Annotated in this window: 15 protein-coding genes and 1 pseudogene; 9 read left to right on the top strand and 7 right to left on the bottom strand. The window is 39.2% G+C overall.

Annotation, left to right across the window (positions count from 1 at the left end; genetic code table 11):
* Positions 1-148: 148 nt before the first annotated feature.
* Positions 149-2974: an excinuclease ABC subunit UvrA gene (gene uvrA, locus P6280_RS04880; protein WP_283237144.1), complete on the bottom strand. Its 2826-nt coding sequence runs from the start codon at positions 2972-2974 to the stop codon at positions 149-151.
* 174 nt (positions 2975-3148) lie between these two features.
* Between uvrA and hopE the strand changes: the two genes are divergently transcribed.
* The 6 genes and pseudogenes from hopE (at position 3149) to P6280_RS04850 (ending at position 8292) form a co-directional block, all read left to right on the top strand.
* The gene (gene hopE / locus P6280_RS04875; RefSeq protein ID WP_153227324.1) at positions 3149-3970 is read left to right on the top strand and encodes a Hop family outer membrane protein HopE; all 822 of its coding nucleotides are present in this window, start codon (positions 3149-3151) and stop codon (positions 3968-3970) included.
* A gap of 179 nt (positions 3971-4149) precedes the next feature.
* Complete coding sequence (rsmH, locus tag P6280_RS04870) at positions 4150-5076, top strand: 16S rRNA (cytosine(1402)-N(4))-methyltransferase RsmH (RefSeq protein ID WP_283237143.1); 927 nt, start codon at positions 4150-4152, stop codon at positions 5074-5076.
* Positions 5077-5095: 19 nt separating this feature from the next.
* Positions 5096-5440, top strand: coding sequence for a hypothetical protein (locus P6280_RS04865; RefSeq protein WP_283237142.1), 345 nt, complete (start codon positions 5096-5098; stop codon positions 5438-5440).
* A 244-nt stretch (positions 5441-5684) separates the two neighbouring features.
* Entirely contained in the window at positions 5685-6587 is a 903-nt protein-coding gene (locus P6280_RS04860; protein ID WP_283237141.1) for an SAM hydrolase/SAM-dependent halogenase family protein, read from the top strand.
* Between the two features lie 64 nt (positions 6588-6651).
* Positions 6652-6882 (top strand): annotated as a pseudogene (locus tag P6280_RS04855) (hypothetical protein); the annotation flags it as partial.
* Between the two features lie 189 nt (positions 6883-7071).
* Positions 7072-8292 carry an HD domain-containing protein gene (locus P6280_RS04850; protein WP_089482611.1) on the top strand — a complete coding sequence of 407 codons (1221 nt, stop codon included), beginning with the start codon at positions 7072-7074 and terminating at the stop codon, positions 8290-8292.
* 94 nt (positions 8293-8386) lie between these two features.
* On the opposite strand, the gene oipA is transcribed toward P6280_RS04850, so the two are convergent.
* Positions 8387-9307 (bottom strand): outer inflammatory protein OipA, encoded by a 921-nt coding sequence (gene oipA / locus P6280_RS04845; protein ID WP_283237140.1) that lies wholly within the window; start codon positions 9305-9307, stop codon positions 8387-8389.
* Between the two features lie 175 nt (positions 9308-9482).
* Between oipA and P6280_RS04840 the strand changes: the two genes are divergently transcribed.
* Together P6280_RS04840 and P6280_RS04835 are read left to right on the top strand one after the other, a co-directional pair.
* Positions 9483-9935, top strand: a complete 453-nt coding sequence (locus P6280_RS04840) for a hypothetical protein (protein ID WP_283237139.1) — start codon at positions 9483-9485, stop codon at positions 9933-9935.
* Positions 9936-10026: 91 nt separating this feature from the next.
* On the top strand, positions 10027-10473 hold the full coding sequence (locus P6280_RS04835) for a hypothetical protein (RefSeq protein WP_283237138.1): 447 nt from the start codon (positions 10027-10029) through the stop codon (positions 10471-10473).
* 4 nt (positions 10474-10477) lie between these two features.
* Here P6280_RS04835 and hydE read toward each other — a convergent pair whose 3' ends face one another.
* From hydE to P6280_RS04810, 5 genes are read right to left on the bottom strand one after another with little or no spacing between them, the layout of a single operon-like run.
* The gene (gene hydE, locus P6280_RS04830) at positions 10478-12016 is read right to left on the bottom strand and encodes a hydrogenase biosynthesis protein HydE (RefSeq protein ID WP_283237137.1); all 1539 of its coding nucleotides are present in this window, start codon (positions 12014-12016) and stop codon (positions 10478-10480) included.
* Positions 12017-12553 carry a hydrogenase biosynthesis protein HydD gene (gene hydD, locus P6280_RS04825; protein WP_000078648.1) on the bottom strand — a complete coding sequence of 179 codons (537 nt, stop codon included), beginning with the start codon at positions 12551-12553 and terminating at the stop codon, positions 12017-12019.
* Positions 12550-13224, bottom strand: coding sequence for a Ni/Fe-hydrogenase, b-type cytochrome subunit (cybH, locus tag P6280_RS04820; protein ID WP_283237136.1), 675 nt, complete (start codon positions 13222-13224; stop codon positions 12550-12552). Before cybH ends, hydD begins: the two co-directional genes overlap by 4 nt.
* Before the next feature lie 11 nt (positions 13225-13235).
* Positions 13236-14972, bottom strand: coding sequence for a nickel-dependent hydrogenase large subunit (locus P6280_RS04815; protein WP_283237135.1), 1737 nt, complete (start codon positions 14970-14972; stop codon positions 13236-13238).
* 9 nt (positions 14973-14981) lie between these two features.
* Positions 14982-16136: a hydrogenase 1 small subunit gene (locus tag P6280_RS04810; RefSeq protein ID WP_283237134.1), complete on the bottom strand. Its 1155-nt coding sequence runs from the start codon at positions 16134-16136 to the stop codon at positions 14982-14984.
* 146 nt (positions 16137-16282) lie between these two features.
* Here P6280_RS04810 and mdaB point away from each other — a divergent pair, with 146 nt between their 5' ends.
* Entirely contained in the window at positions 16283-16867 is a 585-nt protein-coding gene (gene mdaB / locus P6280_RS04805; RefSeq protein WP_283237133.1) for an NADPH:quinone oxidoreductase MdaB, read from the top strand.
* Positions 16868-16911 lie beyond the last annotated feature (44 nt).

The raw sequence follows: 16911 nt of genomic DNA, 5'->3' as shown, positions 1-16911 counted from the left end.
GCTTTTTACTATTGATTATAAAAAATGCTTTTTAGTATTTTTTATAATTTATGATTAACCCTTAATGGGGTTTGCAAACCCACCTCTTGTGATTGAGTGATAAGGAGACTCGGTAGTTCATTTCTTTCACAAACAAACCCCATGCAAGCTATTTCAATTCTAAAGCTAAAAATTTTCCCGTATAGCTTTGGGTTTTTTCGCAATTTTGTGCCACCTCTAAAGGCGTGCCACTCGCAATGATTTTCCCGCCCTTATCCCCCCCATCAGGCCCCATGTCTATAATGTAGTCAGCGTTTTTGATAATGTCTAAATTATGCTCAATCACTATCATGGAATTGCCTAACACCACTAAAGAATGCAAGACTTGTAAAAGGTGATTCACGTCTTCAAAATGCAAACCGGTGGTAGGCTCATCTAAAATATAAAGGGTTTTGCCTGTGTCTTTTTTACTCAATTCTTTAGCTAATTTGATCCTTTGAGCCTCCCCCCCACTTAAAGTCGTAGCGTTTTGCCCTAAAGTGATATAGCCCAAGCCCACATCTATAAGCGTTTTCAACTTCACAGCGATTTTAGGGAATTTAGCAAAAAATTCATAAGCTTCTTCTACGCTCATGTTCAACACATCGGCAATGGATTTGCCTTTCACCTTGATTTCTAAAGTTTGGGGGTTGTATTTAGCGCCCTTACAGCTATCGCATTGGACTAACACATCAGGTAAAAAGTGCATTTCTATTTTAATATCCCCATCGCCTTGGCATTTCTCGCACCGCCCCCCTTTAACATTAAAGCTAAAACGACTCGCGCTATAGCCTAAAATTTTAGATTCTTTTTGCTCGGCAAATAAAATCCTGATTTCATCCATCACTCCTGTATAAGTGGCAGGGTTGCTTCGTGGGGTTTTTCCTATGGGGGCTTGGTCTAAATAAATCACTTTATCCAAATGCTCCAACCCTACAATCTCCACCCCGTTCAAGCTTTGAATTTTTTTAGCATGGTTTAAAAGGGTTTGAGCGGTGGGTAAAAGGGTTTGTAAAATCAGCGAACTCTTACCGCTCCCGCTCACCCCAGTAATGCACACCAATTGTTTTAAAGGGATTTGAACGCTCAAATTCTTAATGTTATTGATATTGACATTTTTAATTTCTAAAAAATGCTTTTCTTTAGGGAGTTCAAATTTAGGGCGCTCAATCTTTTTAGTGCCGTTGAGATACAAGGCGGTAGAATGGTTGTTTTGCAATAAATCTTTTACGCTCCCACTAAAAACCACTTCACCCCCATGCCTTCCAGCCTTTGGCCCAATATCCACAACAAAATCCGCATGCTTAATCGTCTCTTTATCATGCTCTACAACAATGAGCGTGTTCCCCTTTTTTTGCAAATTCCTAAGGGTGTTGATGAGTTTGAGCGTGTCTTTTTCATGCAAACCAATGCTAGGCTCGTCCAAAACATACAAAACCCCCGTCAAACCGCTCCCGATTTGACTAGCGATTCGTATCCTTTGGCTCTCCCCTCCGCTAATCGTTCGCGCATCCCGCCCTAAAGTCAAATACCCTAGTCCCACATCGTATAAAAAAAACACCCTTTCTAAAATCTCTTTTAAAATGGGTTCAGCGATCTTTTTTTCTTGCTCGTTAAGATAGCTAAAGTGCGTGGGATCATTAAAAAAGTGATAGACCTCTTCAATAGGCTTAGTTAAAAAATCCGCCATTTTCAAGCCAGCAACTTGAACGCTCAAACTTGAGGCTTTCAAACGATGCCCCTCGCACGAAGAACAGGTTTTTTCGCTCATGTAATCGCTCAAATCCTTCTGCTCTTTAAACATGTCATAAGCGATTTGGATAATGCCTTTCCAAGGGCGTTTTAAAGGGCTGTTTTTGAAATGAAAGCTGATTTCAGTGCCATTCCCATACAAAAGAGCGTCCTGTTGCTCTTTATTCAATTCGTTAAAACAAAGCGCAGTGTCAATGCCATTGTATTCGCAAAAGCCCTCAAACATTTGAGCGTAATAACTGCGGTTATACCCAAAAATCACTTTAATCGCCCCTTGATTTAAAGGCGTGTTAGGATCTAAAATTTTGCTAATATCTAAGCTGAATTTTGTCCCCAAACCCAAACAGCTCTCGCACGCCCCTTTAGGCGAATTGAATGAAAAACTCAAAGGCTCTAATTCTTCAAAACTCATCTTGCATTTAAAGCATGCCTTATGCTCGCTGTAATGCTTCCTGATGCTTGGTGCGTTGTCTTGCAAAATTTCCACTTCTAATTCCCCATAGCTTTCTTTAAGGGATTTTTCTATTGCACTAGCGATCCGTGAAGAATTTTCGCTATTAATAACTACTCTATCCACCACCGCTTCAATGGTGTGTTTTTTGGTTTTGTGCAAATGGATTTCTTCATCTAAACGCACCATCACCCCATCAACAAAAGCCCTCACATACCCCTTTAAACGCAAGCTCTCTAATTTATCGTTAAACGAACCTTTTTTATCTTTAATAATGGGAGCTAAAATAATGATTTTAGAATTTTCTTCTAAATGACAGATTTGAGAAATAATATCGCTCGCGCTCATAGAACTGATGGGCTCTAAACATGTGGGGCAAAATTGCTCCCCAATCCTTGCAAACAACAACCTTAAATAATCATAAATCTCAGTGATCGTCCCCACAGTGGATCTAGGGTTTTTGGAAGTGGTTTTTTGATCAATAGCAATCGCAGGGGTTAGGCCTTCAATTTTATCCACATTAGGTTTACCCACTTTGTCTAAAAATTGCCTCGCATAGCTGGACAAACTCTCTAAATAGCGCCTTTGGCCTTCAGCGTATAAAGTGTCAAACGCCAGAGTGGATTTACCCGAACCGCTTAATCCGGTAAAAACAACAAATTGGTTTTTAGGGATTTCTAAAAAAATATTTTTGAGATTATTTTCCCTAGCCCCTTGAATAATGATCTTATCCATAATGGTTTTATGTTGCAAGAGTTTCCTTAAAATTCCTTAAAATAAGAAAGTGGATTAAAAGGAGCTATTATACTTCAAAAAAGAATGGTTTTATTATCATTTCTTGTTCATAAGAGTTAAAAATATTTGCTTGATTAAGGATAAACATGCTATTATTTTATGAGACAATTTTAAAGATAGGAATGTAAAGGAATGGAATTTATGAAAAAGTTTGTAGCTTTAGGGCTTCTATCCGCAGTTTTAAGCTCTTCATTGTTGGCCGAAGGTGATGGTGTTTATATAGGGACTAATTATCAGCTTGGGCAAGCCCGTTTGAATAGTAATATTTATAATACAGGGGATTGCACAGGGAGTGTTGTAGGTTGCCCCCCAGGTCTTACCGCTAATAAGCATAATCCAGGAGGCACCAATATCAATTGGCACTCCAAATACGCTAATGGGGCTTTGAATGGTTTTGGGTTGAATGTGGGTTATAAGAAGTTCTTCCAGTTCAAGTCATTGGATATGACAAGCAAGTGGTTTGGTTTCAGAGTGTATGGGCTTTTTGATTATGGGCATGCCGATTTAGGTAAGCAAGTTTATGCACCTAATAAAATCCAGTTGGATATGGTTTCTTGGGGTGTGGGGAGCGATTTGTTAGCTGATATTATTGATAAAGACAACGCTTCTTTTGGTGTTTTTGGTGGGGTCGCTATCGGCGGTAACACTTGGAAAAGCTCAGCGGCAAACTATTGGAAAGAGCAAATCATTCAAGCTAAAGGTCCTGATGTTTGCACCCCTACTTATTGTAACCCTAACGCTCCTTATAGCACCCAAACTTCAACCGTCGCTTTTCAGGTATGGTTGAATTTTGGGGTGAGAGCCAATATTTACAAGCATAATGGCGTAGAGTTTGGCGTGAGAGTGCCGCTACTCATCAACAAGTTTTTGAGTGCGGGTCCTAACGCTACTAATCTTTATTACCATTTGAAACGGGATTATTCGCTTTATTTAGGGTATAACTACACTTTTTAAACCCTTTAAAAGGGTATCTTTAAGCCCTTTTTAGTCTTTATAAAAAGGATTTTAATTTGGGTTTTCGCATCTTAAAAAGCTGAGGTTGATTATAAAGAAACTTTTAAGCGTAACCAACAAAACCAATACCATTGAGTAGGCATTTGGAAAATTCATCTAATGGTTTTAAGGGGGTTTGTTTGCAAGAAATAGAGAATTTGCACCAAAGCGTTTTGTTGCAAGAAGTTTTGCAAGCGTTCGCACCTTTAGAAGAAGGGGTTTTGATAGATTGCACTTTAGGGTTAGGAGGGCATTCTAAAGCGATTCTATCCCAAAAACCGCACCTGAAACTCATTGGCATTGATAAAGATAAGTTCGCTCAAGAAATCGCCAAAGAACGATTGAAAGCCTTTGAAGGGCGTTATAATCTCTTAAGTGGGGGGTTTGCCAAACGCTTTAAAGAAGCCCTAGAAACGTATAACAAGGAGATTAAGGGGGTTTTAGTGGATTTAGGGGTGAGCTCTTTGCAACTTGATGATGATAACAGAGGGTTTAATTTCCACTCGCACGCTCTGGATATGCGCATGGATTTAGAGGGCGATTTGAACGCTCAAAAAGTCATCAACTCTTATCCTGTAGTAGCGTTAGAAAAAATCTTTAGAGACTATGGCGAAATCAAAGAATACAAAAAAATCGCCCACAAAATTGCAGAAAGGCGCACTAAAAAACCCTTTAAAGACGCTAAAGATTTAAGCGATTTTTTAAGCTCCCTTTCTAAAAATAAAAAAATCCATCCAGCGACTTTGGTGTTTCAAGCCGTTCGCATAGAAGTCAATAGAGAATTAGAAGAATTAAAAGAGTTTTTACAATGTGCTAGAAACCTTAAAGGAGCGATTTTGTGCGTGATTTCTTTTCATTCTTTAGAAGACTCGTTAGTGAAAAACGCTTTTAAAGATTACGCTAAAAATTGCATTTGCGATCCTTTAAGTTTCAAATGCACTTGCTCTAACAATCACGCTTTAGGAGAAATTCTAACCAAAAAGCCAATCACTCCAAGCCCAGAAGAAATTAAAAACAACAGGCGTTCACGAAGCGCTAAAATGAGGGTTTTTAAATTCAAACCATGAACAAGTCAATGAGTAAGCCATGAGCATAAAAAACCATTCTTCAAATGAAAAAGAACGCTTTGTGCACGTAGAAGAGGACGAAAAGAAAGAATTATTTGCTGGAACTGCAAATGAAAATTCGCATGGTCTTTCTTTAATGGCTTTAATAGGGGTGTTGGTTTTTGGGGGCACGTTTTTAGCTCTGTTTGCGCCTAAAATCTATTTGAGCAATAATATCTATTATATTAGCCGTAAAATCAACACCCTAGAAGATCAAAAACGCTTGCTTTTAGAAGAACAACAAATCCTAAAAAACGAATTAGAAAAAGAGCGTTTTAAATACTATATAGAGAATAGTGAAAATATTGGCGATATTGCGTTTTAAGTGAAAAACCCCCTATCCTTAAGAGAACCTAATTAATAATAAATCATTTTGAATTATTTTAATATAAAGGACTTATTTTAAAATTTTGTTTCAATACGAAATTTTAATCCCTTGTAAAAGCTTTAAATTTCAAAAAACAAACAAACAATCCCTTTAAATTGTATAATAAAAACACTTTAAGCCAACAAAGGATAACCATGAGAAAACGATTCATTCCACTTTTGTTATTCAGGAAATAATATAGATGAAAAAAACGATTTCAGCGTTGTTTTTATCAGCGTGTATAGGGTTATCGTCTATTTATGCAGATAACGCTTTGATTTTACAAACCGATTTTAGCCTAAAAGATGGGGCCGTCTCGGCGATGAAAGGTGTCGCTTTCAGCGTTGATTCTAATCTTAAAATCTTTGATTTAACGCACGAAATCCCTCCGTATAACATCTGGGAAGGCGCTTACCGCTTGTATCAGAGTGCTAGTTATTGGCCAAAAGGTTCGGTATTTGTGAGCGTAGTGGATCCGGGCGTAGGCACTAAGCGTAAATCGGTGGTTCTAAAAACTAAAAACGGCCAGTATTTCGTCTCGCCGGATAACGGCACGCTGACTTTGGTGGCGCAAACTTTGGGGATTGATAGCGTGCGTGAAATTGATGAAAAAGCTAACCGCTTGAAAGGTTCTGAAAAATCCTATACTTTCCATGGTCGTGATGTGTATGCTTACACTGGGGCACGCTTGGCTTCTGGGGCGATCACATTCGAGCAGGTCGGGCCAGAGCTTCCCGCAAAAGTTGTTGAAATTCCTTACCAAAAAGCGAAAGCAACAAAAGGGGAGGTAAAAGGTAATATCCCGATTCTTGATATTCAATACGGCAATGTTTGGAGCAATATCAGCGATAGATTGCTCAATCAAGCAGGGATCAAACGCAACGATATATTGTGTGTAACTATTTCTAAAGGTTCCAAGAAAAAATACGAAGGGAAAATGCCGTATGTTGCAAGCTTTGGCGATGTTTTAAAAGGCCAGCCGTTGGTCTATCTAAACAGCTTGTTGAATGTTTCTGTAGCGCTAAATATGGATAATTTCGCACAAAAACATCAAATTAAATCCGGTGCTGACTGGAATATTGATATAAAGAAGTGCGCTAAGTAAAGCGCTTTTTAGAAAAATTAAGGGGGAGTTAAAGATTTCAACTATCAAACTTTTATTTAAATGGTATAACAGCTATTATGCGCTCAATAAAGTCAAAGGAAGTGGCAATTTAGATGTGGCTACTGGGTTGAACTACCACTATAAGCATTCTGAATATTCTGTAAGCATTAGCATTACTTTAATCCAAAGAAAAGCCAGCATTGTTTCTAGCGGTGGCGATTATACGAACTCTTTTGTTTTCAATGAAGGGGCTAGCCATTTTAAGGTGTTTTTCAATTACGGGTGGGTGTTTTGAGCATGAAATGTATTGATAGAAATAATATTTTTTTAAATAAAAGCCTTATTTTTGTCTTTTTTTCGTATAATAAGATTTAGGTTAGTAGTGATAGTGGTGCGTTAAGGTTTTTCAATCTTGCGTGATCCAATCAGTATTTCTTAATGAGATCATAGCTTTAATATTCAAAATAGTATAAAAAGGAAAGTTATGTATGCGGCTCATCCTATTAAACCCCTAAAAGCCCCTAAACTCAAAACTAAATTTTTAAGGCGTGTGTTTGTGGGGGCGTCTATTAGGCGTTGGAATGACCAAGCATGCCCTTTGGAATTTGTGGAATTAGACAAGCAAGCCCATAAAGCGATGATTGCGTATTTGCTCGCTAAAGATTTAAAAGACAGGGGCAAAGACTTGGATTTGGATCTTTTAATCAAATATTTTTGCTTTGAATTTTTGGAGCGCTTGGTTTTAACCGATATTAAACCCCCTATTTTTTACGCCCTCCAACAAACGCACAGCCAAGAATTAGCCTCCTATGTCGCGCAAAGTTTGCAAGATGAAATCAGCATGTATTTTTCTTTAGAGGAACTCAAAGAGTATTTAAGCCACAGGCCCCAAATTTTAGAAACTCAAATTTTAGAGAGCGCGCATTTTTATGCGTCTAAGTGGGAGTTTGATATTATTTATCATTTTAACCCTAACATGTATGGCGTGAAAGAAATTAAAGATAAAATTGACAAGCAACTCCACAATAACGAGCATTTGTTTGAAGGGCTTTTTGGGGAAAAAGAAGATTTGAAAAAATTGGTGAGCATGTTTGGGCAGTTGCGTTTCCAAAAGCGTTGGAGCCAGACCCCAAGAGTGCCGCAAACCAGTGTCTTAGGGCATACCTTATGCGTGGCGATTATGGGGTATTTGTTGAGCTTTGATTTAAAAGCTTGTAAAAGCATGCGGATCAATCATTTTTTGGGCGGGCTTTTCCATGATTTACCCGAGATTTTAACCCGAGATATTATCACGCCCATCAAACAAAGCGTTGCAGGGCTTGATAACTGCATTAAAGAAATTGAAAAAAAAGAAATGCAAAACAAAGTCTATTCTTTTGTTTCTTTGGGCGTTCAAGAAGATTTGAAATATTTCACCGAAAACGAGTTTAAAAACCGCTGCAAAGACAAGTCTCACAAAATCATTTTCACTAAAGACGCTGAAGAATTATTCACGCTTTATAACAGCGATGAATATCTTGGGGTTTGTGGGGAGCTTTTGAAGGTGTGCGATCATTTGAGCGCGTTTTTAGAAGCTCAAATCTCTCTTTCTCATGGCATTTCCAGCAACGATTTGATTAAAGGAGCTCAAAACCTTTTAGAATTGCGATCCCAAACAGAACTGCTTGATTTGGATTTAGGGAAATTGTTTAGGGATTTTAAGTGATTTATAGTTCTATTTAATAGCGTATTGGTTATAAAATCTAAAAAACGCTCACTAAAGAGCCTTAAAAAGCGTGTTTTAATGTTTGTTTTTAAAGTTATTTAAAGTTATATGTATAGTTAAGATAAACGCTCACCACTCTTTTATAATCCAATTTATCCCCATAATTATCGCTATAGTAATTGACCTTAAAAGCTGGCACTTTAACCCCTAATTCAACACTAGAACCCCCAAGATATATTTCATCGCCATAGCGATCAATATCGTATTCATCGCTATTATAACGAACGCCAAATTTTCCTTGTAACTGAAAAATCGTGTGGCTCTTGACTTGATTGAAAGGGGTGAGATTGTTACTTGCAAACCAAGTGCTAGCCCCTATATCCATGCCAATCACAAGCCCTGAAGATTTTCTAAATATGTGCCTTGATACCTTTTTTAATGTATTAGCGTCTAGCGTTCTGCCGGTCATATCTTTGTAAAATATAGAGAGCCCTTTTACCCTTCGTTCAACATATTCTTGGGACGCTCGCTTATCGTTAGTCCAATTAATGAGTAAATCCGTATTGAAACCATAGGGTAAAAAAACGATTAAACCGCTGCCAGGAACAGAACCAACGCCACCAAGTTGGTAACCGAAAAAAAGAGAGTGCCTAAACCCTATAATCCTTTTTTTACCCAAAAAATATTTATACCCAAAGCTGAGTTCATTGAAAAGACCGCCCGATCCACCATTTCCTGCGAATCGGTTAGCGATTTTTGTTGAATCTTTCACTTTGTTTAAGGCGTTTTGTGCATCTCTTATGGCTTTTGTGTTTTGTTCGGGGAATAATGAATTTTTTGCGTTATTGATCGCTTGATTTAAGGCGTTTTCTGCTGAAGCTTTTTCGCCGATGCTGCCTTGTCCTTTAATATAGCTTCCTTCTGCAAAATTTAAACCTAAATAAAATCCATTCCTTTCAGCGTGGAGCCAAAACGAGAGAGGGAGAGAGAGAGTTAGTAAGAGAGCTTTTTTCATGGTTTTTCTTTGGTTTAAGATTTGATATTATGATTAGGTAGTTTATCATAAAATAAGGTTTTAGTGGTTGGGTTTTAACGAAAAACAAAATTAAAATGAAATAGCCACAAAAGCTTAATGAATATTAAATTAAAAACATGTTAATCTTTAGTTATTTTTAAATTTAGGAAATCTTATGCATCAAAACGATAAAACTTTTTTACCCACCCCATCCGCTCACCTCTCTAAAATCATTCTTTTTTTAAACACCGGCTTTTTAGCCTATCTGTTAAGTGCTTGTGGGGCGAATGTGCCTATAGAAGAAGTGCTAGTTAAAGATCCTAAAGAGACTAAAGCCCAAGAAGTCGCCAGAGAAGAAAGCGCTATCCAGCAAGAAAACGCCATCATTGATGCGCGCACCACGCCTTTAATCAATCGTTTCACTAATTATAGCGCTTATGGCTCTTTAAACGGCTTTTACAATTCAGTGGATAATCTCAATTCGCCCATGCAAAACGGGATGTATGGAGGCTATTACATGCCTTATTATTACATGCCCTATGGTTTCATGCCTTATGGGTCAGGTCTTATGCCTTATGGGCCTTATGGGTATGGAGCGCCTGGATACTTCCCTTATGTTTTTTATTGATTGAGTGGCTTTAGCGAGCGTGGTGGTGTTGGTGTTTTCACTCAAACGCACTTGTGTTTTCTAGTGGTTGTTTCTAACATGCTAGGGTGGTGTGGTAGAAAAAGACTATATAAGAGGAGATCTTATGCGTATAGTTAAAAATTTATTTCTTGTATCGTTTGTGGCTTATAGTAGCGCGTTCGCAGTGGATTTAGAAATCGAGGCTAAAAGCGGAAAAAAAAGCGATAAAAAGCTTTACGAACTCCATAAAAACCATGGGTTAGAAACCGAGGCTAAAAACGACAAAAAGCTTTATGATTTCACTAAAAATAGCGCTTTAGAAGGCATCAATTTAGAAAAAAGCCCTACCCTTAAAAGCCATAAAAAAAGCGATAAAAAGTTTTACAAACAACTCGCTAAAAACAATATCGCTGAAGGGGTGAGCATGCCGGTTGTTAATTTCAATAAAGCTCTGTCTTTTGGGCCTTATTTTGAAAGGACTAAAAGCAAAAAAACCCAATACATGGACGGCGGGTTGATGATGCATATCCGCTTTTAAGCCCTTATTCATAATCCAAAAACGCATGCGTTTTAAGGGTTAGGGTTTTGGGGAAATATTGCACAAACAAATCCAAAAACACTTTTTCGCCAAAGAAATCCCCAGCGATCGTTACTTCTTGGACGCTAAAATTCTGCGCGTTATCCCAAATGAAATTCCCTAAAAACTCCGCTAAAGAATCCAAAATCCCCAAACTTAGGATCTCATTTTCCACGCCTGCGAGCCTGAAACTCATTGCGCTGTGCATGACTTTTGAAAAGTTTAAAGCCATTTTAAAAGAATCGTCTTTAAGGATTTTATAATCAATCCTAGGGCCTTTAGGGCGTAAGCATTCTTTAGCCAAAGAAATAACGCTTTGTGTGCAAAAATCCTCGCTATAACCCAAAACAAACCCCAAAATTTGAAAAAAATCCAATAAATTCGCGCCCCCTAGATTGTAGTTAGAAAGCTCTAAAATGCGCGCATAAAAATTAGGGAATTTAGTCTCGTAGTTTTTTAGCATTCTAGAGGCTTTTTCATCTTGTTTGAGGAGGTTAAACGATTGGTTGAAATCAAAACTAACGCTTAAAAGCGTTTTTAAAGAACCATTAGCATGCAATAACAACCTTGTAGGGTGCTTGAAACTGAGATACAAAACGATAGAATGCGGGGTTTCTTTTAAAAACTCTAGCTCATCTTTAAAAGCAAGGGTAGAAAGATTGTTTTCTAACACGAATTTTTTAGTGGGCGTGATCAAGCGCTTAGGGGTTTTAAAAAGCGTTTCATAATGCAAAAGCGCTTCTTGTGAATTATTTGCATGGGTAAAAACAAATTCTATACCCTCATCTTGTAAAATACGGCACAATAAATTCAATATGGGGTCAAAGGGTAGTTGGGCTATGATTTCATCGTTTTTAAAAGTGTCCTTAAAGACGCTTTTTAAAGAGGCTTTGACACATGGTTTTTCCAAACTCGCCAAATATTTAGCGTCTTCTAAAGGCAATTTAGTGCAACTCAAAACGCTAGAAAGATCGCTAAAAATAACGCTTGGAGAGGGATTTTTTAAAGAAAGCGATAACGCCCCCCTAGAAGTGTGGATAGGGATAAAATCTTGTGTTTTGAGCGCCTCTTTTAATTGGGTTAAACAATCTATAAGCTCTTTAGGGCTATGGATTATAGCCCCCTTAAAAGCGGTGTTTTTGACAAAACCCAACGCGTTGGCATATAAAGATGAATTTTTGTCTAAAAAATCTTGATGCTCTTTAGCGTTCATAAAAAGGGGCTTTGAAAGGCTTATTGTTTGGAAAAGATTTTCATCTAAAGGCTCTGTAATTTCCTTTAAAGACAAAAAGCTAAAATCTAAAGAAAAGGGCAAGATCTCGCTTAATTTTTGCGCGAACTCTAAAGTGGTTTCAGCGCTCGCTTGGAGGTAGAAAGAAGCCATATTATCCTTATAAACGCTATAAAAACGCGCTTGCAAATGGCATGCCATTTGCTCTAAAAGGGGCGTAAAATTCAGGCTTGTTTCTTCATTAGCGCATTTAAAAAGAAAAACAAACGCCAATCAAAAACCCTTATAAGAGAGTTCAGCGATACAATCTAAGGCGATATGATCGGTGCGTTGCATTTGAACTCCCCATGCGTTGAGTTGGGTTTCTATGGCTTTTAAGGCTGTTTCTAAAGCGTTTAAAATTTCGCTTGAAAGCTTGAAAGTGGTCTCGTTCCCTATCACAAAAGGCACAAGCCCCACGATAAAAGTTTTAGGCAAATCCCCTAAAAACTCCGTGAGCCTTAAAGTGTGCAGCATTTCCACTTCATGAGCGCTCCCAGCCCATGTGATTTCTTTAGGGGCATCCTTAAAATCAAAAGCATAGACTGATCCTATCTCAACGCCTTTAGCGCTCACGCAGTCTAAAATCAAAACCTTTTCATACGAAGTGATTAAAGGAATGAGCTGTTGCGCCATAGTCCCCCCATCTACAATATCCACGCTAGGGAAAAAAGAAAAATTTCTTTTGAGGTAGTGGGCTAGATGCACCCCAATGCCTTCATCGCCAAAAAGGATATTGCCAATGCCTAGAATTAGGATTTTTTGACTCATTCTTTGGTATAACCATAGCCATTAATCATAGAATCCGCCCCCGAACTTTCATACCTGATAGAATGGAAAAACACCATATAAACATGCACAGGGACAAACAAAATAAACCCCCAAGTCGCCAAGTGGTGGATAAAACGAACATTCGCTAACCCCCCACAAAGCGTTTCAAACCACTTAAAAGCGCTCGCTAAAAACGCTCCAAGCCCCGCATGATAGACATTATAATAAAGCACCACCCCGCTCAAACTCATCAACACTATCAAAACAACCAAGGTGGAATAAGCCACGAGTTGGATAGGGTTATATAACCCTTTAGTGTGGGGCTTTCCGCTGATAAGAAAATACGCTTTCATCTGATCAATCCAGGCTTTTGGGCTTAAAAGTTGGCCAAAACTCCTGCGTTCCATCAAGCTTTCTTTAGTGAAAAAAAGATAGGTTCTAAAGATTAATGCGCTAATGAGCAAAAACCCAAACATGACATGAAAAGAGCGCACATAAGCTTGTAAAAGATACACCCCTTTATAAAAGCTGGAATTAGGCTGCAAAAAAGGGTAAGCGATGTAAAACCCTGTAGCGATTAAAGCAAAAATACTCAAAGCCCTAACCCAATGGAAAAAGCGCACAAAACCTGAATATTCTTTGTGTAAAACGACCTTATTCATTTTATCCATGCGTAACCCTTTTAGAATTTAGCGAAATTAGGCTCTACTTTAAACTCGTTTAAAGACTGCCCCTTAAAATCCATCACATGCACCGAGCATGCGATGCATGGATCAAAGGAATGGATAGTCCTAATGATTTCTAAAGGCTGGGTTAAATCAGCGATTTTAGTGCCAATCAAGCTCATTTCATAAGCCCCCCTTTGATTTTTAGAATCTCTAGGCCCTGCATTCCAAGTAGAAGGCACCACCGCTTGATAATTTTCCACCACGCCGTTTTTAATACGCACCCAATGGCTTAGCATGCCCCTTGGCACTTGACCAATGTAGCGCCCTTTATATTCTTGATTTTTATCAATGCGATAAGGAGTGCAAGTGCTTTGATCGCTTTTTAGGTTTTCCACTAACGCATCAAACGCCAAAAGGCCGTTATCAGCAATTGTCTTAGCTTCAATACACCTTGCAGCCGTGCGCCCAAGCGTTGAAAACAACGCTTCTAAAGGCAGTTTAGTGTCTTTTAAAAACTTAGTAGCCACTTCAGTAACATAAGGGTTTTTCGCCGCTAAACCTACCACTACGGAACTTAAAGGGCCTACTTCCATGGGCTTACTATCGTATCTGGGCGATTTTATCCAAGAATATTTATTTTGAGTGTCAAGCACTTTAGCAGGAATGATCTTATTTTCAATCCCCACGCTTTCGCCGTCTTTTAAACCGGTATAATGCGGGTTAGTTTGCCCATCATAAGGGTGGAGTTGCGCTTCTTTAGTGTTTTCATATTGATACCAAGAATGCGTAACTTCTTCTTTAATCAAACTTTCATCAATGGGGTGTAGTTTAGAAATATCCCCATCAAGCACCACCCCACTACTCAAAAGGTATTTATCCCTCCCAAGCAACACTTCTTCATAAGCGATAAAATTCCTTAAGCCACAGCCTTTAATAACGGACGGCTCATTAGCGAACATTTCGCCCGCCATCACTAAATCTGGGTAGTAAGCATGGTTGATAAAATGAGCCACCACTTCAAACTTGCTCTTCCATTCAGCCAATCTCGTCGGATCCAATATATCCATAACGCTCGTAACACCCCCCACCGTTAGGCTTTGTGGGTGAGGCTGTTTGGCCCCAAAAATAGCGGTCATTTTCGCCGCTTCCCTTTGGATTTCTAAAAGCTTGAGATAGTGGCTTAAGACGATTAAATTTTGTTCTGGGCTTAAACGATAGGTTTTATGCCCGTAATAGCCGTTATTAAAAGGCCCTAACGATCCACTTTTAGCGAAATCGCTCAAGCGTTTTTGAACCGCTTTTAATTCACCGGCACCGGTATTGATAGGATAAGGGCTGTATTTGAAAGAAAGTTTTGCCGCTTGAGCGGGATCGGCTTTTAAAGCGCTCATAATATCGCACCAATCAAGCCCATGCAAAGTATAAAAATGCACCACATGATCGTGAAAAAGCAACGCCATGTTCATCAAAGATCGCACCAATTGCGCGTTTAATGGGGGGGTGATGCCTAGAGCGTTTTCTACCGCCGTGATACCGGCCTTATAATGCGAATAAGTGCATACCCCACAAATCCTTTGAGCGATGAATCCTGCATCTCGTGGATCTCTGCCTTTAATGATCGTTTCTAGCCCCCTAAAAAGCGTAGAAGAAGAAAACGCATCAGTGATCACATTATCATCATCTACGATCACTTCAATCCTTAAATGCCCCTCAATCCTAGTGATAGGATCGACTACTATTTTTTTTGACATGTTAATCCCTTACTCTTTGTTTTTGATCGCTTTAGAAAGGAGCGCATGCGCGACAATGCCAATAGCGGTTGCACTGAGTAGAGTTGTGCCTACTTTATCCGCTACTTTATCAGCCCCTAATCCGTCAAAGGCGGTTTTAATGGAACGATTCGCTAAAGGCTCTTCAAAAGGACTCATCGTATCCCAAAAATTAGGCTCAGAACACCCTATGCACCCATGCCCTGCGCCTATGGGCCAAGAAGTGTGTGAATTGAAGCGGAGTTTGGAGCAATTATTGAAAGTGTAAGGCCCTTTACAGCCCATTTTATACAAGCAAAAGCCCCTTTTAGCGTTTTCATCGCCAAAATGCTCCACAAATTCGCCCGCATCAAAATGCCCTCTCCTTTCGCACAAATCATGGATTCTGTTCCCATAAGCCCAAGAGGGGCGGTTATAGGCATCAAGTTTAGGGAGAGCCCCAAACATCAAGTAATAAAGCACATTGCCCACGATATTTTTTTCACTAGGCGGGCAACCGGGAACATTGATCACGGGTTTATCAATGATTTTGTGTAAGGGTTGCGCGTTAGAGGGGTTAGGGTAAGCCGCTTGCACGCCCCCAAAACTTGAGCATGTGCCTATGGCAAAAATAGCGGCTGCGTGTTGGGCGGCTTTCCTGCATTCTTCAGCCCCCGTTTCAGCGTTTGAGCCTTGAGTGAGAAAGTATTCGGTGCCTTGGGGGATACCCCCTTCTACCATTAAAATGTAATTGTTTTTATGCTTTTCTATGGCGTCATGCAAGCTTTTTTCGGCTTGAAAACCGCTCGCTACCATAATGGTTTCGTGGTATTCTAGGTTGATGTAATCAAAGATAATGCTATCAATGGTGGGGTCTGCACTCCTTAACAAGCTCTCGCTGCAACCGGTGCATTCTGCCATGTGCAACCAGATCACAGGCAATCTGTTAGCCACTTCTAGCGCTTTCAAAGTCAAGGGAGCAAAACTAGCCGGCAAGGCTAACGCTGCGCTCATCATGCCCGCCCACTTCAATAAATCACGCCTAGAAATGCCCGCCCCTTTAAACTCGTCTTGCAAGTTTTTATGCTCGTTATGAGCGTTAAACGAACTGATTATACCAAGGCGTTCTTCAATCTTTTGATAGGTCTTTTTTTCATCGTAGAACATCGCCACTCCTTCATGGGAATTTTCATTATCTTAACATAATAAAAGTAATACAATCGCAATTTAATCGCTTTTTAAAAAATACTCTTTTGAGGTATAATCGCAATTTATAATTATCTTATCTATCATCTATCAAAAAAAGGAACAAAATGAAAAAAATACTCATCATTAATGGGGCCAAAGCGTTCGGGAGTTCTGGGGGGAAACTCAATGAAACCTTGAGCGATCATGCAAAAAAGACTCTAGAATCTTTGGGGCTAGAAGTGGATACTACGATCGTGGATAAGGGCTATAATCATAGCCAAGAAGTGGAAAAGATTATTAGCGCAGATGCGACGATTTGGCAAATGCCTGGTTGGTGGATGGGAGAGCCTTGGATTGTGAAAAAATACATTGATGAAGTCTTTAGTGCAGGGCATGGGAAGCTTTATGCTAGCGATGGCAGAAGTTCGCAAAACCCCACTAAAAACTACGGGAAAGGGGGCTTGATGCAAGGTAAAAAATACATGTTGAGCTTGACTTGGAACGCTCCCATTGAAGCCTTTAATGATCCTAATGAATTTTTTGAAGGGGTGGGTGTGGATGTTGTGTATTTGCATTTGCATAAAGCGTTCCAATTTTTAGGGCTTTCAGCGTTGCCCACTTTTATTTGCAACGATGTGGTGAAAAACCCCCAAGTAGAGCAGTATCTTAACTCTCTCACCACGCATTTGCACCAAGCTTTTGGCAAGTGATTTTAAAATAAGGGTTTTTTAACCCCCCCCATTTCTTTGGGGGG

It is taken from the genome of Helicobacter sp. 219-2 (genome assembly GCF_030053225.1).
In the GTDB taxonomy this organism is placed as follows: domain Bacteria; phylum Campylobacterota; class Campylobacteria; order Campylobacterales; family Helicobacteraceae; genus Helicobacter; species Helicobacter pylori_C.
The sequence above is the reverse complement of the archived record's forward strand: the minus strand, read 5'-3'. Positions and strand labels throughout refer to the sequence as shown.

Bases quoted from the DNA above. Each gene is read 5' to 3' on its own strand.
- P6280_RS04810 (WP_283237134.1), bottom strand. From the start codon at position 16,136: ATGTTCTACGATGAAAAAAAGACCTATCAAAAGATTGAAGAACGCCTT.
- hopE (WP_153227324.1), top strand. From the start codon at position 3,149: ATGGAATTTATGAAAAAGTTTGTAGCTTTAGGGCTTCTATCCGCAGTT.
- P6280_RS04850 (WP_089482611.1), top strand. From the start codon at position 7,072: ATGTATGCGGCTCATCCTATTAAACCCCTAAAAGCCCCTAAACTCAAA.
- mdaB (WP_283237133.1), top strand. From the start codon at position 16,283: ATGAAAAAAATACTCATCATTAATGGGGCCAAAGCGTTCGGGAGTTCT.
- P6280_RS04865 (WP_283237142.1), top strand. From the start codon at position 5,096: ATGAGCATAAAAAACCATTCTTCAAATGAAAAAGAACGCTTTGTGCAC.
- hydD (WP_000078648.1), bottom strand. From the start codon at position 12,553: ATGAGTCAAAAAATCCTAATTCTAGGCATTGGCAATATCCTTTTTGGC.
- P6280_RS04860 (WP_283237141.1), top strand. From the start codon at position 5,685: ATGAAAAAAACGATTTCAGCGTTGTTTTTATCAGCGTGTATAGGGTTA.
- oipA (WP_283237140.1), bottom strand. From the start codon at position 9,307: ATGAAAAAAGCTCTCTTACTAACTCTCTCTCTCCCTCTCTCGTTTTGG.
- P6280_RS04815 (WP_283237135.1), bottom strand. From the start codon at position 14,972: ATGTCAAAAAAAATAGTAGTCGATCCTATCACTAGGATTGAGGGGCAT.
- cybH (WP_283237136.1), bottom strand. From the start codon at position 13,224: ATGGATAAAATGAATAAGGTCGTTTTACACAAAGAATATTCAGGTTTT.
- P6280_RS04840 (WP_283237139.1), top strand. From the start codon at position 9,483: ATGCATCAAAACGATAAAACTTTTTTACCCACCCCATCCGCTCACCTC.